Annotated in this window: 12 protein-coding genes; 3 read left to right on the plus strand and 9 right to left on the minus strand. The window is 70.0% G+C overall.

Translation table 11 applies throughout. The features are described 5' to 3' along the window. Nucleotides 1-277 precede the first annotated feature (277 nt). The 8 genes from ACFVT1_RS08465 to ACFVT1_RS08500 form a co-directional block, all read right to left on the minus strand. On the minus strand, nucleotides 278-925 hold the full coding sequence (locus ACFVT1_RS08465; RefSeq protein WP_389793604.1) for an SGNH/GDSL hydrolase family protein: 648 nt from the start codon (nucleotides 923-925) through the stop codon (nucleotides 278-280). Between the two features lie 170 nt (nucleotides 926-1,095). Beyond that, nucleotides 1,096-1,869, minus strand: coding sequence for a sugar phosphate isomerase/epimerase family protein (locus ACFVT1_RS08470; protein WP_389793605.1), 774 nt, complete (start codon nucleotides 1,867-1,869; stop codon nucleotides 1,096-1,098). 288 nt (nucleotides 1,870-2,157) lie between these two features. After that, complete coding sequence (locus ACFVT1_RS08475) at nucleotides 2,158-3,585, minus strand: polysaccharide lyase 6 family protein (protein WP_389793606.1); 1,428 nt, start codon at nucleotides 3,583-3,585, stop codon at nucleotides 2,158-2,160. A gap of 129 nt (nucleotides 3,586-3,714) precedes the next feature. Then, nucleotides 3,715-5,148 carry a chondroitinase-B domain-containing protein gene (locus ACFVT1_RS08480; RefSeq protein WP_389793607.1) on the minus strand — a complete coding sequence of 478 codons (1,434 nt, stop codon included), beginning with the start codon at nucleotides 5,146-5,148 and terminating at the stop codon, nucleotides 3,715-3,717. 42 nt (nucleotides 5,149-5,190) lie between these two features. Continuing rightward, nucleotides 5,191-6,546, minus strand: coding sequence for an alpha-L-fucosidase (locus ACFVT1_RS08485; RefSeq protein ID WP_389793608.1), 1,356 nt, complete (start codon nucleotides 6,544-6,546; stop codon nucleotides 5,191-5,193). Nucleotides 6,547-6,948: 402 nt separating this feature from the next. Next, nucleotides 6,949-7,815: a carbohydrate ABC transporter permease gene (locus ACFVT1_RS08490; RefSeq protein WP_389793609.1), complete on the minus strand. Its 867-nt coding sequence runs from the start codon at nucleotides 7,813-7,815 to the stop codon at nucleotides 6,949-6,951. After that, nucleotides 7,812-8,786: a carbohydrate ABC transporter permease gene (locus tag ACFVT1_RS08495; RefSeq protein WP_389793610.1), complete on the minus strand. Its 975-nt coding sequence runs from the start codon at nucleotides 8,784-8,786 to the stop codon at nucleotides 7,812-7,814. The genes ACFVT1_RS08490 and ACFVT1_RS08495 overlap by 4 nt, the downstream gene beginning before the upstream one ends. Beyond that, a complete protein-coding gene (locus ACFVT1_RS08500; RefSeq protein ID WP_389793611.1) occupies nucleotides 8,783-10,111 on the minus strand; it encodes an extracellular solute-binding protein in 1,329 nt (442 codons plus the stop codon). The genes ACFVT1_RS08495 and ACFVT1_RS08500 overlap by 4 nt, the downstream gene beginning before the upstream one ends. Nucleotides 10,112-10,598: 487 nt before the next feature. Here ACFVT1_RS08500 and ACFVT1_RS08505 point away from each other — a divergent pair, with 487 nt between their 5' ends. From ACFVT1_RS08505 to ACFVT1_RS08515, 3 genes are all read left to right on the plus strand, one after another. Continuing rightward, nucleotides 10,599-11,609 (plus strand): hydroxyacid dehydrogenase, encoded by a 1,011-nt coding sequence (locus ACFVT1_RS08505; RefSeq protein WP_389793612.1) that lies wholly within the window; start codon nucleotides 10,599-10,601, stop codon nucleotides 11,607-11,609. A 308-nt stretch (nucleotides 11,610-11,917) separates the two neighbouring features. After that, nucleotides 11,918-13,168, plus strand: a complete 1,251-nt coding sequence (locus ACFVT1_RS08510) for a serine hydrolase domain-containing protein (RefSeq protein WP_389794064.1) — start codon at nucleotides 11,918-11,920, stop codon at nucleotides 13,166-13,168. Nucleotides 13,169-13,752: 584 nt separating this feature from the next. Beyond that, nucleotides 13,753-15,339 carry a N,N-dimethylformamidase beta subunit family domain-containing protein gene (locus tag ACFVT1_RS08515; protein ID WP_389793613.1) on the plus strand — a complete coding sequence of 529 codons (1,587 nt, stop codon included), beginning with the start codon at nucleotides 13,753-13,755 and terminating at the stop codon, nucleotides 15,337-15,339. A 188-nt stretch (nucleotides 15,340-15,527) separates the two neighbouring features. Here the strand turns inward: ACFVT1_RS08515 and ACFVT1_RS08520 are convergent, their stop codons facing one another. Next, the gene (locus ACFVT1_RS08520) at nucleotides 15,528-16,793 is read right to left on the minus strand and encodes an arginine deiminase (RefSeq protein ID WP_389793614.1); all 1,266 of its coding nucleotides are present in this window, start codon (nucleotides 16,791-16,793) and stop codon (nucleotides 15,528-15,530) included. Nucleotides 16,794-16,824 lie beyond the last annotated feature (31 nt).

Raw genomic sequence — 16,824 nt, forward strand, 5'->3', positions numbered from 1 at the left:
CCCGCGCCCGCTGGCCCGACCGCTGACGACGCGGTCGGTCAACTCCCGGGCGGCGGCGCCGCGTTCGCGCAGTGCGTCGTCCGCGCGAAAGCGGGCGGGCGGCCTGCCCCGCCGCCGGGCACGCGCACCGTCCCGGCGCGGCGAGCGCCGGCCAACAGCCTTTGTCCGGAGGCGAGGAGGAGGCGGTGGCCCGCTCCCCCGCACACGGTGCGGCCCGGTCGCGGACCGCGACGCTCCGGGGTTCCCGCCGTACGGACCGGCCGCCCCTCCGACCGGCCTACGGTCGCGGGTCCGAGGTGCCGGTGTCGATCGCGGCGAGCCAGGCGTCGGCGATCAGTCTGTGCCCGTAGGGACTCGGATGGACCCCGTCCGGGGCCAGTTCGGCCGCCCCCTTCTCCTCTGCGGCGCGGAGCAGGGTGAGGTCCGCGCGGACCACCTGGGCTCCGTTGGCCAGCGCGGCGCGAAGGACGGCGTCGGTACGGGGCGACAGGTCCTCGTACCAGTCCTCCTGGCCGGGGGTGACCGGGAGGAGGAAGGGGGTGATGACGACCAGCCGTGCGGCCAGGGTCCGTGCGGTGTCCGCGAGGAGGCGGCCGAGGCATGCCTCGAACTCGCCGACCGGGCTGACGAGTCCGCAATCGTAGCGCCGCCAGGTGTCGTTGATGCCGATCTTGACCGTGACCACGGTGGGCCGGTGGTCGATGACATCGGTGGTCCAGCGGGATTCGAGGTCGTACACGCGATTTCCGTCGAGGCCCTTGTTGATGACGGTAGGACCGGCTCCGGTGCCCGTCCGGCCGCGCAGCGTCCGCGCGATCTCGTGGACGTATCCGCTGCCGAGCGACGCGGGATCCGTGCGGTCGCGGCCCGCGTCGGTGATGGAGTCACCGATGAACAGGAGTGTGTCTTCTTCTTTGATGCGCATGTCTACCGTTCTGGGTCGGGTGGGAACCGGGGGCGCGCATGCCGTCCGTCCCCCGGTGAATAACGTCGGTACCTCGCGGGCTCGGGCGAGCGCACACCTGGTTGATCGTGGCAGCCGCCACGCGGTGGCCGCCACGCGGTGCTCCCGTCAAACCCACTCGGAGCGGTCGACTACGCCCCGGGGCCCGGCCGGTGAGCCGCCGCGCGGCGCAGCGTCGCGGCCTCGCGCGCCAGCACGGCCGGATCGTCACCGGGCACGAACTCCACGAGCGCGTCGAGCCGGGCACGGCGCCGGTTCAGCAGGTCGAAGACCCCGGCCCACAGATCCTCACGGTCTGCCAGCCGCAGTCGGCGGTTGCCCGGCCACCACGAGAAGACGTGCACCGCGGCAACCCGGTCGCCGAGCTCGGCAAGCCCCGCCAGCGCCTCCTCGTCGGGGGCGTCGAGCGGCGGCTGCCAGTAGGTGCGGAGGTTGTCTGCGCCCACCTCGTCCAGCAGCCGGAGGGTCGAGGCGACGGAGTCGGTGAGGGTCTTCGAATGGAACTCCAGTGCGAGCTCCAGCCCGTGGTCCGCGGCGATCCGGGCCGCCTCCCGCAGGCGGGTCGCGGTGCCGCGCCGCTCCTGCGGCGTGGCATCCCGCGATCCGGTGCCACCCGCCCAGACCCGCACCCGCGGCGCACCGAGGAGCACCGCGGCACGGGCGACCGCCGGGAATTCAACCGAATCGTCCGGGGTGGCACGGAAGTACGAGCCGTACGAGCAGCAGGCGAGCCCGTACCTGTCGGAGGCGTCACGGGCCGCTCGGACCGTGCCGGGCTCCTCGGGAGGCGCGTGCACGTCCGCTCCCCACTCGACCACTTCCAGGCCCGCCTCCGCGGCGCGGCGTGCGACCTCGGCGGCAGGCAGCCGCCGGAAGGTGACGGAGCACAGCCCCAGTCTCGTCACGGCGCCACCCGGCCCGGTCGGCGAGCGGCTCGGAACGCGGTCCGCCGCATGGCGTCCCCTCTCCTCACGGTCACGACATCCCTTTCCTTCGGCCGCCTCGCGGCGGCCCGTGTGCGGCCCTTCCCGGGCCCGTTCGGCGACAGCCGGCCGGCCACGGGCGGGCCTCCGGCCGGCGGGGGCCCGGCAGGAGGCCCCGGCGCCCCTCCTGGAGGACGGCCGGTCCGCGCGGAGGGACGGGCCGGACAGTCCGCCCGGAGCGGTCGGGCGGACCGTCTCACCGGTGGCCGCTCACGCTGCGTTCGGCCCCACGTCCGCGGTCGTGAGCGGGTGGCGGAGGGCGGGCAGCGTCGAGTACTCGTCAGCGCCGATGTCGCGCGTGCTGCCACGCGAGTCGCCGTCGATGTCGTCGTCCACGGCCGGGCTGCCCAGCGTGGCCGCGCCGATCGCCGGGCTTCCCGCCGACAGCCGCGACACCCCGTCGGATCCCTGGCTGAGCCGGGGGTCGGCCCGGGTGCAACCGCCGGAAGGGATGTTGCCGTCGGACGCCGCACCCCACACCATGTTGCTCTGCCAGGTGAAGCCGGTGGTCTTCCCCATCGCGACGAGGCTGCCGGAGTCGCCGACGAACAGGTTGTCGGCGATGACGGCGTCCCGTGGCTCGTACTCCCGGGTCTCGCCCGAGAGCGTGCTGGAGTTGCCGAGCAGGGTGTTGTGCACGATCACCGCGCGGTCGCACGCGTCGTTGCCCCGCCTTTCGTCCGGCGTCTCACCGGAGTTGTGGTCGCGGGTGGTGCCGCTGCCGACCACCATGGCCCGGCCCGACAGACCGTTGAGGTAGTTGTTGACGATCAGGTGGTCGTTGCCGTACATGCGCACCCCGTCGGTGCCGCCGATCAGGTAATTGCCCTCCACCGTGGAGTGGTTGCCGTGGCGCAGCACGATCCCACCGCGGCTGTTGCGGATGGTGTTGTACCGGATCGTGTTGTCGGAGGACTTCACCGAGATGGCCTCGGGGTCGCCGTCGCAGCGCTCGAAGAGGTTGTACTCCACGACCGCGTGGGCGCTGGACAGCGCCCGGCCGCTGACGCCGAGCCGGATCGGCTCACCGCCGTTGGCACCGGTGAAGCTGTGGTCGGAGAAGTGGTTCCTGAAGATGTGGAGGTTCTGGGCCATGTCGGTCGAGCCGGGGCCGTCGACGACGATGAAGATGCCGGCGGTGGTCTTGTCGTGGAAGTGGTTCCGGTCGATCTTCGAGTCGTTCGCCCGCACGACGACCCAGTAGAGGCCGTCGATGTCCGCGAACTGGAAGTCGTTGCGGGTCAGCCGGATCGTCGAGCAGTTCGCCGGGATCTCCATCGTGGCGCTCTGCCGGAAGGCGAATCCGCTGACGGTGATGTTGCTCGAATTGTTGAAGACGAAGCTGCGTTCGCCGCGCAGCACGGCACCGCCGCGGGTCTTCGAGACGATGGTGATCGGTGCCGCGCCAGTGCCGTTCTTGCCGGAGACGTTGATCGCGCCTCCCGAGGGAACGGTGTAGGTACCGTCGGCCAGAACGATCCGGTCACCGGGTGCGGCACTGTTGATCGCACTTTGGAGTTCGGCCAGGGAACCGACCGGTGTGTCGGCCGCCGAGGCGCTGCCCGACAACGTGGTGGTGAGGGGCACGGCGGCAAGCGCTGCCACCGCGGTGCTCCTGAGGAACGTGCGTCGTTGCATGATGGCCTCCTGTTGCGACAAGGACGTACCGGGCCGGATCCGTACAGCCCCCGCGGCTGGACGTACCGGTGGCCCGTGGTGGGGACAGCCGGGGGCGAACCCGTCCGGCTGTCCCTCTCGTGGGCGTGCTCAGCGAGCGTAGGGGCCGACGTCGGCAGGGTTCAGCGGCCGGCGCCTGGGGGGCCTGTTCACGTACTCGTCCGCGCCCACGTCCCGGGCCCGCCCGCGCGGCTGGCCGTCGATGTCGTGGGTGACGGGCGGCCGCCTGAGCGTGCCCGCGTCGATCGCCGGACTGTCCGCCGCCAGCCGGGCGACGCCGTCCGGGCCGATCACCAGCTTCGGGTCGACACGGGTGTAGCCGTCGGCCGGGATGTTGCCGTCGGCGGCGGCGCCCCACAGGATGTTGCCCGACCAGGTGAAGCGTAGGGTGTTCGCCATCGCGACCAGTTCGCCCGAGTCCGAGACGAACAGGTTGTCGGCAACGGTCACGTCCCGCGGCTCGTGCGGGCGCTGGCTCTCCCCGGAGAGCGTGCCCTTGTTGTTCACCAGGGTGTTGTACGCGATGAGGACTCGGTCGGGCGCGTCGTTGCCGCGGCGCGCTTCGGGTGTCTCGCCGGGCAGGTGGTCGCGTTCCGAACCGCTGCCGATCACCAGGGCCCGCCCGGACAGACCGGCGAGGTGGTTGTTGACGATCACATGGTCGTTGCCGTAGATCCGGACGCCTTCCGTGCCGGCGATGAGGTGGTTGCCCTCCACCCGGTTGCGGTTGCCGTGCCGCAGGACGATCCCGCCGAAGCTGTCGCGGATGGTGTTGTACCGGATGGTGTTGTCCGAGCTCTTGACGGAAATGGCCTCCGGGTCGCCGTTGGCGCGCTCGAACAGGTTGTACTCCACGACCGCGTGGGCGCTGGACAGTGCCCGGGGGCTGACGCCGAGGCGGATCGGCTCTCCGCCGTTGGATCCGGTGAAGGTGTGGTCGGAGAAGTAGTTCCTGAACACATGGACGCGCTGCGCCATCTCCTCCGTGTCCGCGCCCTCGATGCCGAGATAGATGCCGAGTGTGGACTTGCCGTGGAAGTGGTTGTGGTCGACCTTGCTGTCGTCCGCACGCACCATCACCCAGTGCACGCCCTCGATGTCGGCGAGCTGGAAGTCGTTGCGGGTCAGCCTGATGTGCGAGCAGTTCGGGGGGACGTCCAGGGTGCTGCTCTGGCGGAAGGAGAAACCACTGAGCGTGATGTGGCTGGACGCGTCGAACACGAAGCTCTGCTCGCCGTCGAGGACCACACCGCCACGGGACCGGGCGACGACGGTGATGGGTGCGCGCTCGGTGCCCTGCTTGTTCCGGATGGTGAGGGGCCGGTCCGAGGGGACGGTGTAGCTGCCGTCGGCCACGACGATGCGGTCACCCGGTCGGGCCCGGTCGATCGCGGCCTGGAGCTCGTCCAGCGAACCGACGGCGGCCGTGGCCGCCTTCGCGCTCGCGGTCGGGAGACCGCCGGTGGGGGCGACGGCCAGCGCCGCCCCTGCCGCGGTGCCCATGAGGAACGTGCGGCGTTGCATGATGCCTCCGTGAGTGTGGTGGATCGGGGGGCCGGGCCCGTCTCAGCCGTCGGCCCGGTCGGCCGGAGTGTCCAGGAAGAGCTCGATGACGGGCACGGGGGTGTCGGGGCGCTGGACGGGGATTTCGAGCGTGAGCGTTCCGGCGGGCTGCCCGCCCATCTCGGTGTTCTGCGCGGGCCGGTCCGGGTCGATGTGGACCTGGACGATCTCTGAGGCGTCGTTCAGCAACTGGGCGTAGCGCACCCGGCCGGCGAGTCCCGGCAGGTGCAGATGGCGCAACGGCCAGGCGAACAGGTGGACGTAGAGCCGGTCGCCGCGCTGGGTGTACCGGCACTCGGTGGGGGCGGTGTACGGGGACGGGCCGCAGCCGCGGACCGACCGCTCGTGCAGGTCCATCCACCGGCCGATTTCCGCGAGGGTGGCGACGGCGCGCGGGTCGAGGTCGCCGCGGCCGGTGGGGCCGACGTTGAGCAGCAGGTTGCCGCCCTTGGACACCCCGTCGACGAGCATGCGGATCAGCAGGTCGGCGCTCTTGTGGTCGAGGTTGTCGCGGTCGTAGCCCCAGCTTCCGTTGAGCGTCTGGCACGCCTCCCACAGCACGGGCTGCCCGTCCTTGGCCATGGTGCCGGAGGGCTGGTACTGCTCGGGGGTGACGAAGTCGCCGGGAAGGCCGGTCCGGTCGTTGACGAGGACATGCGGCTGGAGTTCGCGGATCATCTCCAGGAGCTTCGGGGAGTCCCAGTCGTCCGGGCCCTTGCCGCCCCACCAGCTGCGGCCCTTGTACGAGAAGTCGAAGAACAGGTAGTCGACGCGTCCGAAGGACGTCAGCAGCTCACGGACCTGGCCGTGCAGGTGGCGCCGGTAGTCGCGGATGTCGCGGTCGGCGGTCGCGGCCTTGAACTCCTCGTCGTCGCGCTGCGGATGGGTGCCGTCCACGGGAAAGGACGGGTGGTGCCAGTCGATCAGGGAGTGGTAGAGGCCGACCTTGAGCCCTTCGGCGCGGCACGCCTCGACGAAGGGCCCGACGAGGTCGCGGCCGTACGGGGTGTTGGTGACCTTGTAGTCGGTGAGGGCGCTGTCCCACAGGCAGAAGCCGTCGTGGTGCTTGGTGGTCAGGACGACGTACCGCATGCCCGCCGCCCTGGCCGTCCTGGCCCACTGGACCGGGTCGTAGCGGTCGGGGTCGAAGTGGTCGAAGTAGACCCGGTACTGCTCGTCGGTCAGCTTCTCCCGGTTCTTGACCCACTCGTGCCGTGCGGCCAGGGAGTACAGCCCCCAGTGGACGAACATGCCGAACCGGTCGGTGGTGAACCAGGTTGTCTCCGGGGCCGCCGCGGCGGCCTGGGGCCCGGCGGGCGCGGACGGGTACGCCGCGGGTGTGTCAGCGCTCGAAGTCATGGGGAATCGCTCCTTGTCGTCGGCATCCGGTGGTGCATTCGGTGCGGTGTTCGGCACTCCGATCGGCGCAACCGGAGGGCTGGTCGTGCGGGGTGGTTCGGGGCATGGCGGGCGTCGGCGGGTGCGGACCGGTCGAGAAACGTCCTCCTGCGGCCGGCCGCGGCGCGCGACACGTGCCGCGCCCGGCGGTGTCGGCGGGACGGGCCGGCCCGTGGGCCTGGCACGGCTCGTGGGCCTGGCACGGCTCGTGGGCCTGGCACGGCTCGTGGGCCTGGCACGGCTCGTGGGCCTGGCACGGCTCGTGGGGCAGAGCGTGTCGCGGTACGGCGACGCCGTACCCGGTGAACTCCCGGGTACCGATGGCGGCTTCGCCGCGCGGCGCGGGGCGGACGGCTTGCCGGGTCAGCCCTTCAGCGCGCCGGAGGACAGGCCGTGGACGAAGGAACGCTGGAAGAACAGGAAGACGATCACGGAGGGCAGCAGGGCCAGCAGGGAGGCGGCCATCACCACTCCGGGGGTGACGGCGGGGTCGATCCGCAGGGTGCGGAGCGCCAGCGGGAGCGTGTAGGAGGAGGAGTCGGTGGAGACGAGGAGGGGCAGCAGGTACTGGTCCCAGATCATGGTGAAGCCGAAGACTCCGATGACCCCGAGCGCGGGCTTGCACATCGGCAGGATGATCTGGGCGAAGATCCGCAGATCTCCGGCACCGTCGATGCGTGCGGCCTCTTCGAGTTCCCGGGGCACGTCCTTCATGAACTCGGTCATCACCAGGATGGAGAAGCCCCAGGCACCCAGCGGGACGATCATTCCGGCCAGGGTGCCGATCAGGTTGAAGTGGACGACCGGCAGGTCGGAGAGGATCACGGACAGCGGGAGGGCCAGGATCTCCTCGGGCAGCATCAGCGTTGCCAGGATGGCGACGAGCACCAGCGTCATGCCGGGGAAGACCTTCCTGGCCAGCGCGTATCCGGCCAGGACGGAGACGGCCACCTGGAGGAGCAGTCCGAAGCCGACCACGAAGAACGAGTTCAGCAGGTACGCGAGCACGCCCCGGTCGAAGGCGATCCTGAAGTTGTCCAGAGTGGCGCCCGAGGGGATGACGCTCAGCTGTGTCGGGTCCTTGACGTGGCCGAAGGCACTGACCAGCAGGGCCAGCAGGGGCCCGGCGAAGACGATCAGGACCAGCAGGTAGGTGACGGCCTTCAGGATCCGCCCACCCGGGCTCCTGCTCTCGGTCAGGCCCAACGCGGTCTCGGTCGGCGCGTTCACTTGCTCTCCCTCCGTCGCAACAGGTGGACGACGATGGTCAGGATCAGCGTCGCGATGAACAGCAGGACCGCTCCGGCCGCGCCGACGCCGAGGCGGTTCTGCTCCAGACCGAGCTTGTAGATGAGGGTCATCACGACCTCGGTGGAGCCGTCGGGTCCACCGTTGGTGAGCAGGAACACCTCGGTGAACACGCGCAGTCCGCGGATCGCGGCGAGGATGAACAGGATCGAGAACACCGACCGCAGTCCGGGCACCGTCACATGCCACACCCGCTGCATCCTGGAGGCGCCGTCGACCTTCGCGGCCTCGTACAGACCGCGGTCCACGCTCGTGAGTCCGGCGAGGAAGATCATCATGTCGTAGGGGGCGCCCCGCCAGATGCCGGTGAGCATGATGGAGGCCATCGACGTGTCGGGGTCGTTGATGAATCCCGAGGGGCCGAGACCCACCAGGCCGAGGATGGAGTTGACCATGCCGTCCTCGGTCGGGTGGTACATGATCCGCCAGAGTTCGGCGACGACCGCGATCGGCACCACCACCGGCAGGAACGCCGCGGAACGCACGAATCCCAGTCGGCGGCCCTGCCCCTCCATCAGCAGCGCCAGTACGAGGCCGAGCGCCATCGAGCCGGCCGTCTGCCCGGCGGCGAGGACGACGGTGTGCCAGGCGGCCTCGCGGAAGCCGTCGGAGTGGAGCACCGTGGAGTAGTTCTCGGTGCCGACCCACTTGTTCCCGAGGTAGGGCTGAACGTCCTGGAAGGACATGGTCAGCGCACTGGCCATGGGGATGAACTTGAAGTACAGGAAGAGGAGCAGTGCCGGGGCCAGGAACAGCCACGGAGTCCACCATCGGCCCGCCCGGCGGCGGCTTCCGCGACGGCCGGTGACGTCCTTGCCGGCCGGGCGGCCCGGTGTCCGGTCGGGAGGGCCGGCCGCCGCGAGGGCGGCGGGATCCGCCTGGTCGAGGCTCATGACGCGGCGATTCCCTGTTCCTTGAGGATGTCGGCGAGCTGCTTGTCGAGCTCGCCCAGCTTGGTGTTGATGTCCAGGTCGCAGTCGGCCATCAGCGCGTTGATGGTCTCCGCGGTCGTCTGCCGCACCGGGGTCCAGTTGGGGATGGACGGCGCGTACCGCCCGGACTTCTGGTAGGCCTCGGCGTAGGTCGACCAGCGGGGGTCGGGGCGGACCTTGGATATGTCCACCGTCTTGTTGACGGGCAGTTGCACGGTGTATCCGGTGTCACCCTGCATCCCGGTCTTCTGGCCCTCGGCCGAGAGGGCGAAGTCGGCGAAGGCGTCCTGGCCCACCCGGTTCTCGGAGCCCGCCATCAGATAGATGGAGCCGCCCTCGGCGAGCACGGTGGCGTCCTTCGGCCCCTTGGGCATCGGCACGACCTCGTACTTGTCCTTGCCGAGAGTCTCGTCGAAGCGGGGCAGCAGGTACGGGCCCACGACGAACATGCCGGCCCGGCCCGCCTCGAACGTCTCGTTCGTGGGCGGGGTCTCCATGGTCACGGCGCCGGGCTGGATGACCTTGTCCTTGCAGCCGAGGTCGCGGAACCACTGCACGGCCTCGACCGATTCCTTCGTGGTCATCGCGGGCTTGTACGTGCCCTTCCCGGTCTCGGTGATGAAGTCCCCGCCCGCGGCCCAGAGGAAGTTGGAGAAGTACCAGGAGGCGTATCCGCGCTTGGTGGAGAGGGGGGCGGCGAGGCCGAAGGTGTTCTTCTTGCCGTCGCCGTCGGGGTCCTTGGTGGTGAAGGCTTCGGCCATCGCGGCGAAGTCGTCCCAGTTCTGCGGGACTTGCAGCTTCAGCTTCTCCCGCCAGTCCTTGCGGATGAGCAGCGCGGACGCCTGTGCCGAGTACGGCAGGCCGAACTGCTTGCCGTCCACACTCTTGCCGGAGTCCAGCCCCTGGCCGATGATCTGCTTGCCGCTCTTGACCTTGTCCAGGTCGATCTCCCGGAGCAGGCCCTGGCTGTGCATGGCACCGAGTTGCGTCACGTCGTTCATGACGATGTCGGGGAGGTTCTTCTGTGCGGCCCGCTGCTGCAGCTTGGTCTCGAAGTCGTCGAAGATGGCCGTGACTTTCACCTTGTAGCCCGTGGCCTTCTCGAAGGCGGCCGCGAGCCCGAGCGCGCCCTGCTCTCCCGGTCCGCCCGGTGTCGTCCTGGTCCATAGTTCGAGCGGTGCCTTGGAGTTCTGCTTGGCGTTCACTCCCGCAGGCCCGGATGTACAGCTGGTGAGGACCAGTGCGGAAGCGAGGAAACCCGCACCGATCCACCGCGATCTCTGCATGACAACTCCTGTTTCGCCGCATCACAGCTGGCCTGGAAAGCGCTTGCTGGGGACGCTAACGGGGGTCTGAATCCGCGGTCAATAGTCCGATGAATACAAAAATCTTGCGATGCCTTGCGACAGTCACGGCAGACACGCCCGCGCACACCTCCCCTGCGGCACGACGCTCCCGCGAGGGAAGCGCTCAGCCCGAGATACTGCCTGCTGGAAGGACAGATCAGTCACCCGGGGCACCGATCGCCCCACTTCGCGACGATCGCACACGATCCTGACGGCCGCCGTGACGGCAAGAACAAGGCAACTGTACTGAACCCAAGGGCTTCTACAGTCCTCCGATGTATCGTGCTTCAAGTGCGCTGACCAAGGTACTGAACAAGCCACGTCAAGATCTGACATTCAGTCAGACATTTCCCCACACGCCCGATCAGGGGCCGCGGGTCGGTTCACCGACGGCCCGTGAGCGGAAGAGCTGAGGAGTGCGACGTACATGAACGAGCCGGCAACCAGACCCACAGCGCTGCTGGTCATGGAGGAAGAACGCAGGTCGGACGTCTATCCTCGCGAGGTTCTCGCCGAAATCGACCGGCTCGTGCAGCGGCAGGGTCCGCCCCTCACACGGCAGCAGCTCGACGAAGACCCCGAGGCTCTGCGGCGGATCGACGTCCTGCTCACGGGCTGGGGAGCACCCGTCCTCGATGCCGCCTTCCTGTCGCACGCCCCTCGCCTGCAGGCCGTCCTCGTCGCGGCGGGCTCCGTGCGGCACCTGACCACACCTGCCTTCTGGGCACGCGGCATTCCGATCGTCTCCGCGGCGGCCGCCAACGCCGTCCCGGTGGCGGAGTTCACCCTCGCCCAGGTCCTCCTCGGGTTGAAGCAGGTGCACCGCATCGCCCGGGACGTGGCGAGCAGCCGTCACTACCCTCGGAACCCCAAGGTTCCGGGCGCCTACCGGTCACGCGTGGGCCTGATGGGGCTCGGGCACATAGGCCGCCTCGTCGCGGCCCACCTCAGCCGCTTCGACATCGAGATCCTCGCCACGGACCCCGTCGCCTCCGCGGACACCGCCCGGCGGGCAGGCGTCCGGCTCGTCGGTATCGAGGAGCTCTTCGCCACCTGCCACGTCGTCAGTCTTCATGCCCCGCTCCTGCCCGAGACCCGCGGTGTGATCGGAGCAAGGCTGCTGAACTCCCTGGGGCCGGGCACGACACTGATCAACACCGCGCGTGGGGCGCTCGTCGACGAGGACGCCGCGGCGGCGGTCCTGCGCGCCAGACCCGACCTCACCGCCGTGCTCGATGTGACACATCCGGAGCCTCCGGTCCATGATTCACCGCTCTTCACCCTTCCCAACGTGGTGTTGACGCCCCACCTCGGCGGAGCGCTCGGGGCCGAACGCCATCGCCTCGGAGAGCTTGTGCTCGACGAGCTCCGCCGCTACACGGCGGGCCGGCCTCTCCAGCACGCCATCGATCCCGCCCTCGCCCCGTCCCTGGCCTGACGCCCCGGAGGCCGGACGTCCGGAGTTCTCCGAGTCCGCGCCCCCCACACCGCATACCTGGATCCATGTCCGTACGCACCCCGCCGCTCCATCTGTGCCGGTGAGCGGCGTACGGCCGGTTCACGACCGGGGCGATGACGACGAGCGGAGCGATCGGCCGGTGCCTGCGGCCCTGAGGGGCGTCCGCGTGGAAGCAGCGGGAGCCGGCCCGTGAACCCGCTCCAACGATCAACCCCGAGCCCCGTGTTCGGCGTCACTGGCACCACGGGGCCATGACCTGCCCCCTCGGCGACCCGGAGGCAACGCCCATGACGCAGCGGACCGCACGCATCCCTTCCCTCGCTCTGGCAGTGGCCGCGGCGGTGGGAGCGGCCACACTCGCACCGTCCGCGCACGCGGCGCAGTCGGACCACGGCCACGACGCGACGCGGATCGCGCTGCGCGATCTGACCGGGAGGGGCGAACTCCCCGGAGTCGCCGCGACGTCCCGTGACAGCAAGGGGAGTTGGTTCGGCACGTCGGGATACGCGGACACCGCCACGGGCCGCGGGCGTTCGCCCGGCGACCACTTCCGCGGGGCCAGCATCACCAAGACGTTCATCGCGACCGTCCTGCTCCAGCTGGAGGCCGAAGGGCGCCTGAGCCTGGACGACACGGTCGAGACGTGGCTGCCCGGCCTGGTACGGGGCAACGGCTACGACGGCAACGAGATCACTCTGCGCCGACTCCTCAACCACACAAGCGGCATCGCCAACCACACCGACGACCCCGCATTCCTGCACGACGCCGCCGGCCCCGGCTTTCCGGAGCACCGGTACGACACCCATACACCCGAGGAACTCGTGGCGATCGCGCTGAAGTATCCGCCGCGGCCCGATCCGGAGAAGGCGCCCCGGTACTCGAACGCCAACTTCGTGATCGCCGGGATGGTCGTGGAGAAGGCAACAGGGCATTCGTACGAGCAGGAGGCCGCCCGCCGCATCATCCAGCCGTTGGGACTGCGCGGGACATCCTTCCCCGGCACGTCGCCGCGGATGCCGGACCCGCACCCCATCGCCTACTCCCGGCTCCACGAGGACGCCCCAGACGCCGCGATCCACGACGCCACCGAGCAGAACATGACCTGGCTGGGCGCGTCGGGCGACATCATCTCCACCACCGAAGACCTCAACCACTTCCAACGCTCCCTGATGCGCGGCAAGTTGCTTCCTCCCGCGCAGATGGAGGAGATGCTCGACGAGGTGCCGTCGGGCGAGGGAATCGGCTACGGACTCGGGGTCGAGTTCGCGGAACTGTCCTGCGGTGTGAAGGTGGTGGGCAAGAGCGGCCGTACGAACGGCTCCCTGTCCGCGATGGTCGGCACGGAGGACGGGAGGCACCAACTGACGTTCAACGTCAACGGTGACTGGATGCGGGACAGCTCGCTCTACGTCAATGTGATCGAGGCGGAGTTCTGCGGCAAGGCCCCGGCGCCGACCGGCCGGCCGTCGTCTCCGGCGGGGCGACTCCCCGCCCTCCTCCCAGCCTTCCCCCACCGGGCCGTGCCCGGTGGATCGTAACGACCGGCCGGCGAGAGGTGTTCGATCGATGGCCGGGCTCCCGTAATGAGATGCCGCACAGGACACCCCTTCTCGGGATCCTCCCTTGCCGAGGCGGCGTAGGGGCCGACCGCGCGAGCGGCCCGCGAGTCACCGGCCCGAGGCACGACGAGCACCGGGGAGGGCGCCGGGACCGCTCACGGGGTGTCGCCGCACCGGTCCGGGTCGCTGCCTGCTCCCTCCCCCACCGCCGCTCCGACGCCCTTGCCGTGGCATCGCGTCGGCGGTCGGGCCCCGGGATCGCCCTTCGCGCCGCAGCGGGGCTCGCGCCTCCTTTGACGGGTGGAGGACGCCCCTCGGGTGGCCATTGCCGCAGGAAACCGCATCCGGATGCCCGCCGTCGGCGCCTGCCCGACAGGGCGGTGCGGGATCTGCCGGGAGCCTGCGCGGGGGCGACGGCAAGGTGGCGGGCGCGAGTAGATCAGCCCCGGACGGCCGTACCCGACGCGGCCCGTCCCCGGTTCGGCCCCACCCCGGTCGTCGCCGAGCGGATGGCGGGTGACGATGGCCGGTGACAGCACTGCGGGACGGGTTCGGCGGGCGACATGAAGCATGGTGACAGGCAGGACACCGGGACTCCCGGCCGGCTGGACCGCAGGCTCTTCCTCGCCGCCGCAACAGGCGGTGTGCTGGCCGGTGGCGTCGCGGCGACCGGTTGCCACTCCGCAGCGACCGGGCGGTCCGGCACCGGATCCGCCACGCCCGGCACCGGCCGCCGCGCCGAAAGTGGGGAGAGTGCCCGGACGGGGGACCCCGACTGGCGCATCCGTTCGGTGGGACCACCGGAGGCCATCGAGGGCTATACCGACCAGGTGAGCGTGTTGCCGGGCGAGGAGTTCGGCCTGTACGTCTCCACCACCGCCCCGGGGTTCCGGGTCTCGGCCTACCGCGTCGGCTGGTACGGCGGAGCCCAGGCACGAGCGGTCTGGCGTTCACACCGTGTGGCCGGTTCGGTCCAGGCCCGTCCCCGGCTGCTCCAGGTCACCCGTACCGTACGGGCGGACTGGCGACGCAGCCTCCTTGTCCGCACCAGCGGGTGGCCGGAGGGCGCGTATCTGCTCCGGCTGGACTCCGAGGACGGCCACCAGCGCCATGTGCCGCTGATCGTCCGATCGCCGAGCGCGGCGGGCAAGGTCGTGCTGGTGCACGCCCCGGCGACCTGGCAGGCGTACAACAAGTGGGGCGGCTACAGCCTCTACCAGGGTGAGAACGGCGCGTACGGCACACGGTCGCTCGCTGTCAGCTTCAACCGTCCCTATGACAGCAACGGCGCCGAGAAGTTCATGGTCTACGAACGGGCGGCGGTGGTCCTGGCGGAGAGGCTGGGTATCCCGCTCGCCTACACCACGGGCATGGACATCCATCGTGATCCCGGCATTCTCCGCAACGCTGCCGGAGCACTCTCACTGGGACATGACGAGTACTGGACGCCGCAGCAGCGGGCGCACATCACCCGGGCGCGCGACGCGGGCACGAACGTGGCCTTTCTCGGCGCCAACGCCTGCTTCCGCAGGGTCAGACTGGAGCCGGACGCCACCGGCGCCGACCGCACTGTCGTCTGCTACAAGACCGACTACCGCAACGACCCGTACCTTGCCGACCATCCGGACATGCCGACCAACGACTTCCGCCGGCCGCCCGGCGCCTCCCCCGAGTCCTCCCTGACCGGTGTCCTCTACGAGGGCTATCCCGTGGACGCCCCATATGTCGTCCACCGCGGCGACCACTGGCTCTTCGAGGGGACGGGGGTGAGGCAGGGAGACTCCTTCGACCATCTGGTCGGGGTGGAGTACGACCGGGTCACTCCGGGCGTGCCCTCCCCGGCGCCGATCGAGATCATCGCCCATTCCCCTCTCGTGTGCGCGGGCAGGCCCAGCCATGCCGATTCCGCCTACTACGCCGTGCCGAGCGGAGCGGGTGTCTTCGCCTCCGGGACGATGCGGTGGGTCGAGGCCCTGATGGCGGGGACCCGGGAGAACGGACGCAACCACGGCATGGACGCCCGTACAGGCGCCTTCGTCACCCGTGCCACGGAGAATCTGCTCCACGCGTTCGCGGCGGGCCCGTGCGGCCGGATCCGGCCGAAGCCGAGAGGCAATGTGGGAGACGTGTACGCGTCCGCACCACGCTGACACCGTGGGTACGGCCCCGCCGCCGGACACCGTGTGCCGGGCGGGTCCGCACAGAGCGGCACCGGCGGTCCGGGCGGGCGGCTGCTCCGCACCGTCCGTGGCGACGTGCGCGATCGCGTAAGGAAGCTCCCCGGCGACCCGGCCCCAGGGACAGCAGACGCCCCTCCTGCGGGTGGTCGCCCCGGGCGTCAGAAGCCGACCGCGTCACGGACGAGCGGGCAGGTCATGCAGTGGCCTCCGCCGCGTCCGCGGCCGAGTTCCGCTCCGACGATGGTGATGACCTCGATGCCTGCCTTGCGCAGGAGCGCGTTGGTCTGGGTGTTGCGGTCGTAGGTGAAGACGACGCCTGGCTCCAGGGCCACGGCGTTGTTCCCGCTGTCCCACTGCTGGCGCTCGGAGGCGTAGACGTCGCCACCGGTCTCGATCACCTGGAGCCGCGGCAGGCCGAGGCCCTCGGCCACGACCTCGACGAACGGTGTGGTGCCCTCGTCGGTGATCTCGATGCCGGGGGCCTTGTCGCCCGGACGCAGGGAGAAGGTGTGGACCGCGTCCATGATGCGCGGATACAGGGTGACGATGTCGCGGTCGGCGAAGGTGAAGACGGTGTCGAGGTGCATGGCCGCGCGCAGCTTGGGCATGCCGGCGACGATGACGTGCCGGGCCGCGCCGTGCTCGAAGAGAGAGGCGGCCACCTGGGTGATCGCCTGGCGGGAGGTACGCTCGCTCATACCCATGAGAACGACACCGTTGCCCACGGGCATGATGTCGCCGCCCTCGAACGTGGCCTGGCCCCAGTCCTGTTCGGGGTCGCCCCACCACACCGTGCTCTCCCTGAAGTCGGGGTGGAACAGGTAGATCGCCTTCATCAGCAGCGTCTCGCCGTGCCTGGCGGGCCAGTACAGCGGGTTCATGGTCACGCCGCCGTACAGCCAGCAGGTGGTGTCCCGGGTGTAGAGCGTGTTGGGCAGCGGCGGCATCAGGTACTCGCGCGCCCCGGTCGCCTCACGGGCGAGGACGACGTACCCGGAGCGGAACTCGTCGGGCAGGTCGGCCGTGGACAGGCCCCCGATGAGGTACTCGGCGAGGTCGCGGGGTGCGGTCGACTCCAGGAAGGCGCGCGTGTCGTCGATGAGGCCCAGACCGACCTCATTGGCGGTGATCTTCCGGTCCAGCAGCCACGTTCTCGCTTCGGGGATCGCCATGGTCTCGGCGAGCAGGTTGTGCAGTTCGACGACCTCGACGCCGCGCCGGGTCAGTTTGTCGACGAAGTCGGCATGGTCGCGCTGTGCGTTCTCCACCCACATCACGTCGTCGAAGAGCAGATCGTCGGAGTTGGTCGGGGTGAGACGCCGGTGCGCGAGCCCGGGTGAGCAGACCAGGACCTTGTGAAGCCGTCCGACCTCGGAATGAACGCCGAAGGCCGGCTTCGACGTGGCGATGGTGTGGCTCGTCATGGTGAACCTTTCCGGAGGATGCGGCACGCGG

Source organism: Streptomyces sp. NPDC057963 (assembly GCF_042887155.1).
In the GTDB taxonomy this organism is placed as follows: Bacteria; Actinomycetota; Actinomycetes; order Streptomycetales; family Streptomycetaceae; genus Streptomyces.

Coding starts and splice junctions, on each gene's coding strand:
- ACFVT1_RS08465 (WP_389793604.1), bottom strand. CDS start 925: ATGCGCATCAAAGAAGAAGACACACTCCTGTTCATCGGTGACTCCATC.
- ACFVT1_RS08475 (WP_389793606.1), bottom strand. CDS start 3,585: ATGCAACGACGCACGTTCCTCAGGAGCACCGCGGTGGCAGCGCTTGCC.
- ACFVT1_RS08480 (WP_389793607.1), bottom strand. CDS start 5,148: ATGCAACGCCGCACGTTCCTCATGGGCACCGCGGCAGGGGCGGCGCTG.
- ACFVT1_RS08485 (WP_389793608.1), bottom strand. CDS start 6,546: ATGACTTCGAGCGCTGACACACCCGCGGCGTACCCGTCCGCGCCCGCC.
- ACFVT1_RS08495 (WP_389793610.1), bottom strand. CDS start 8,786: ATGAGCCTCGACCAGGCGGATCCCGCCGCCCTCGCGGCGGCCGGCCCT.
- ACFVT1_RS08500 (WP_389793611.1), bottom strand. CDS start 10,111: ATGCAGAGATCGCGGTGGATCGGTGCGGGTTTCCTCGCTTCCGCACTG.
- ACFVT1_RS08505 (WP_389793612.1), top strand. CDS start 10,599: ATGAACGAGCCGGCAACCAGACCCACAGCGCTGCTGGTCATGGAGGAA.
- ACFVT1_RS08510 (WP_389794064.1), top strand. CDS start 11,918: ATGACGCAGCGGACCGCACGCATCCCTTCCCTCGCTCTGGCAGTGGCC.
- ACFVT1_RS08515 (WP_389793613.1), top strand. CDS start 13,753: ATGAAGCATGGTGACAGGCAGGACACCGGGACTCCCGGCCGGCTGGAC.
- ACFVT1_RS08520 (WP_389793614.1), bottom strand. CDS start 16,793: ATGACGAGCCACACCATCGCCACGTCGAAGCCGGCCTTCGGCGTTCAT.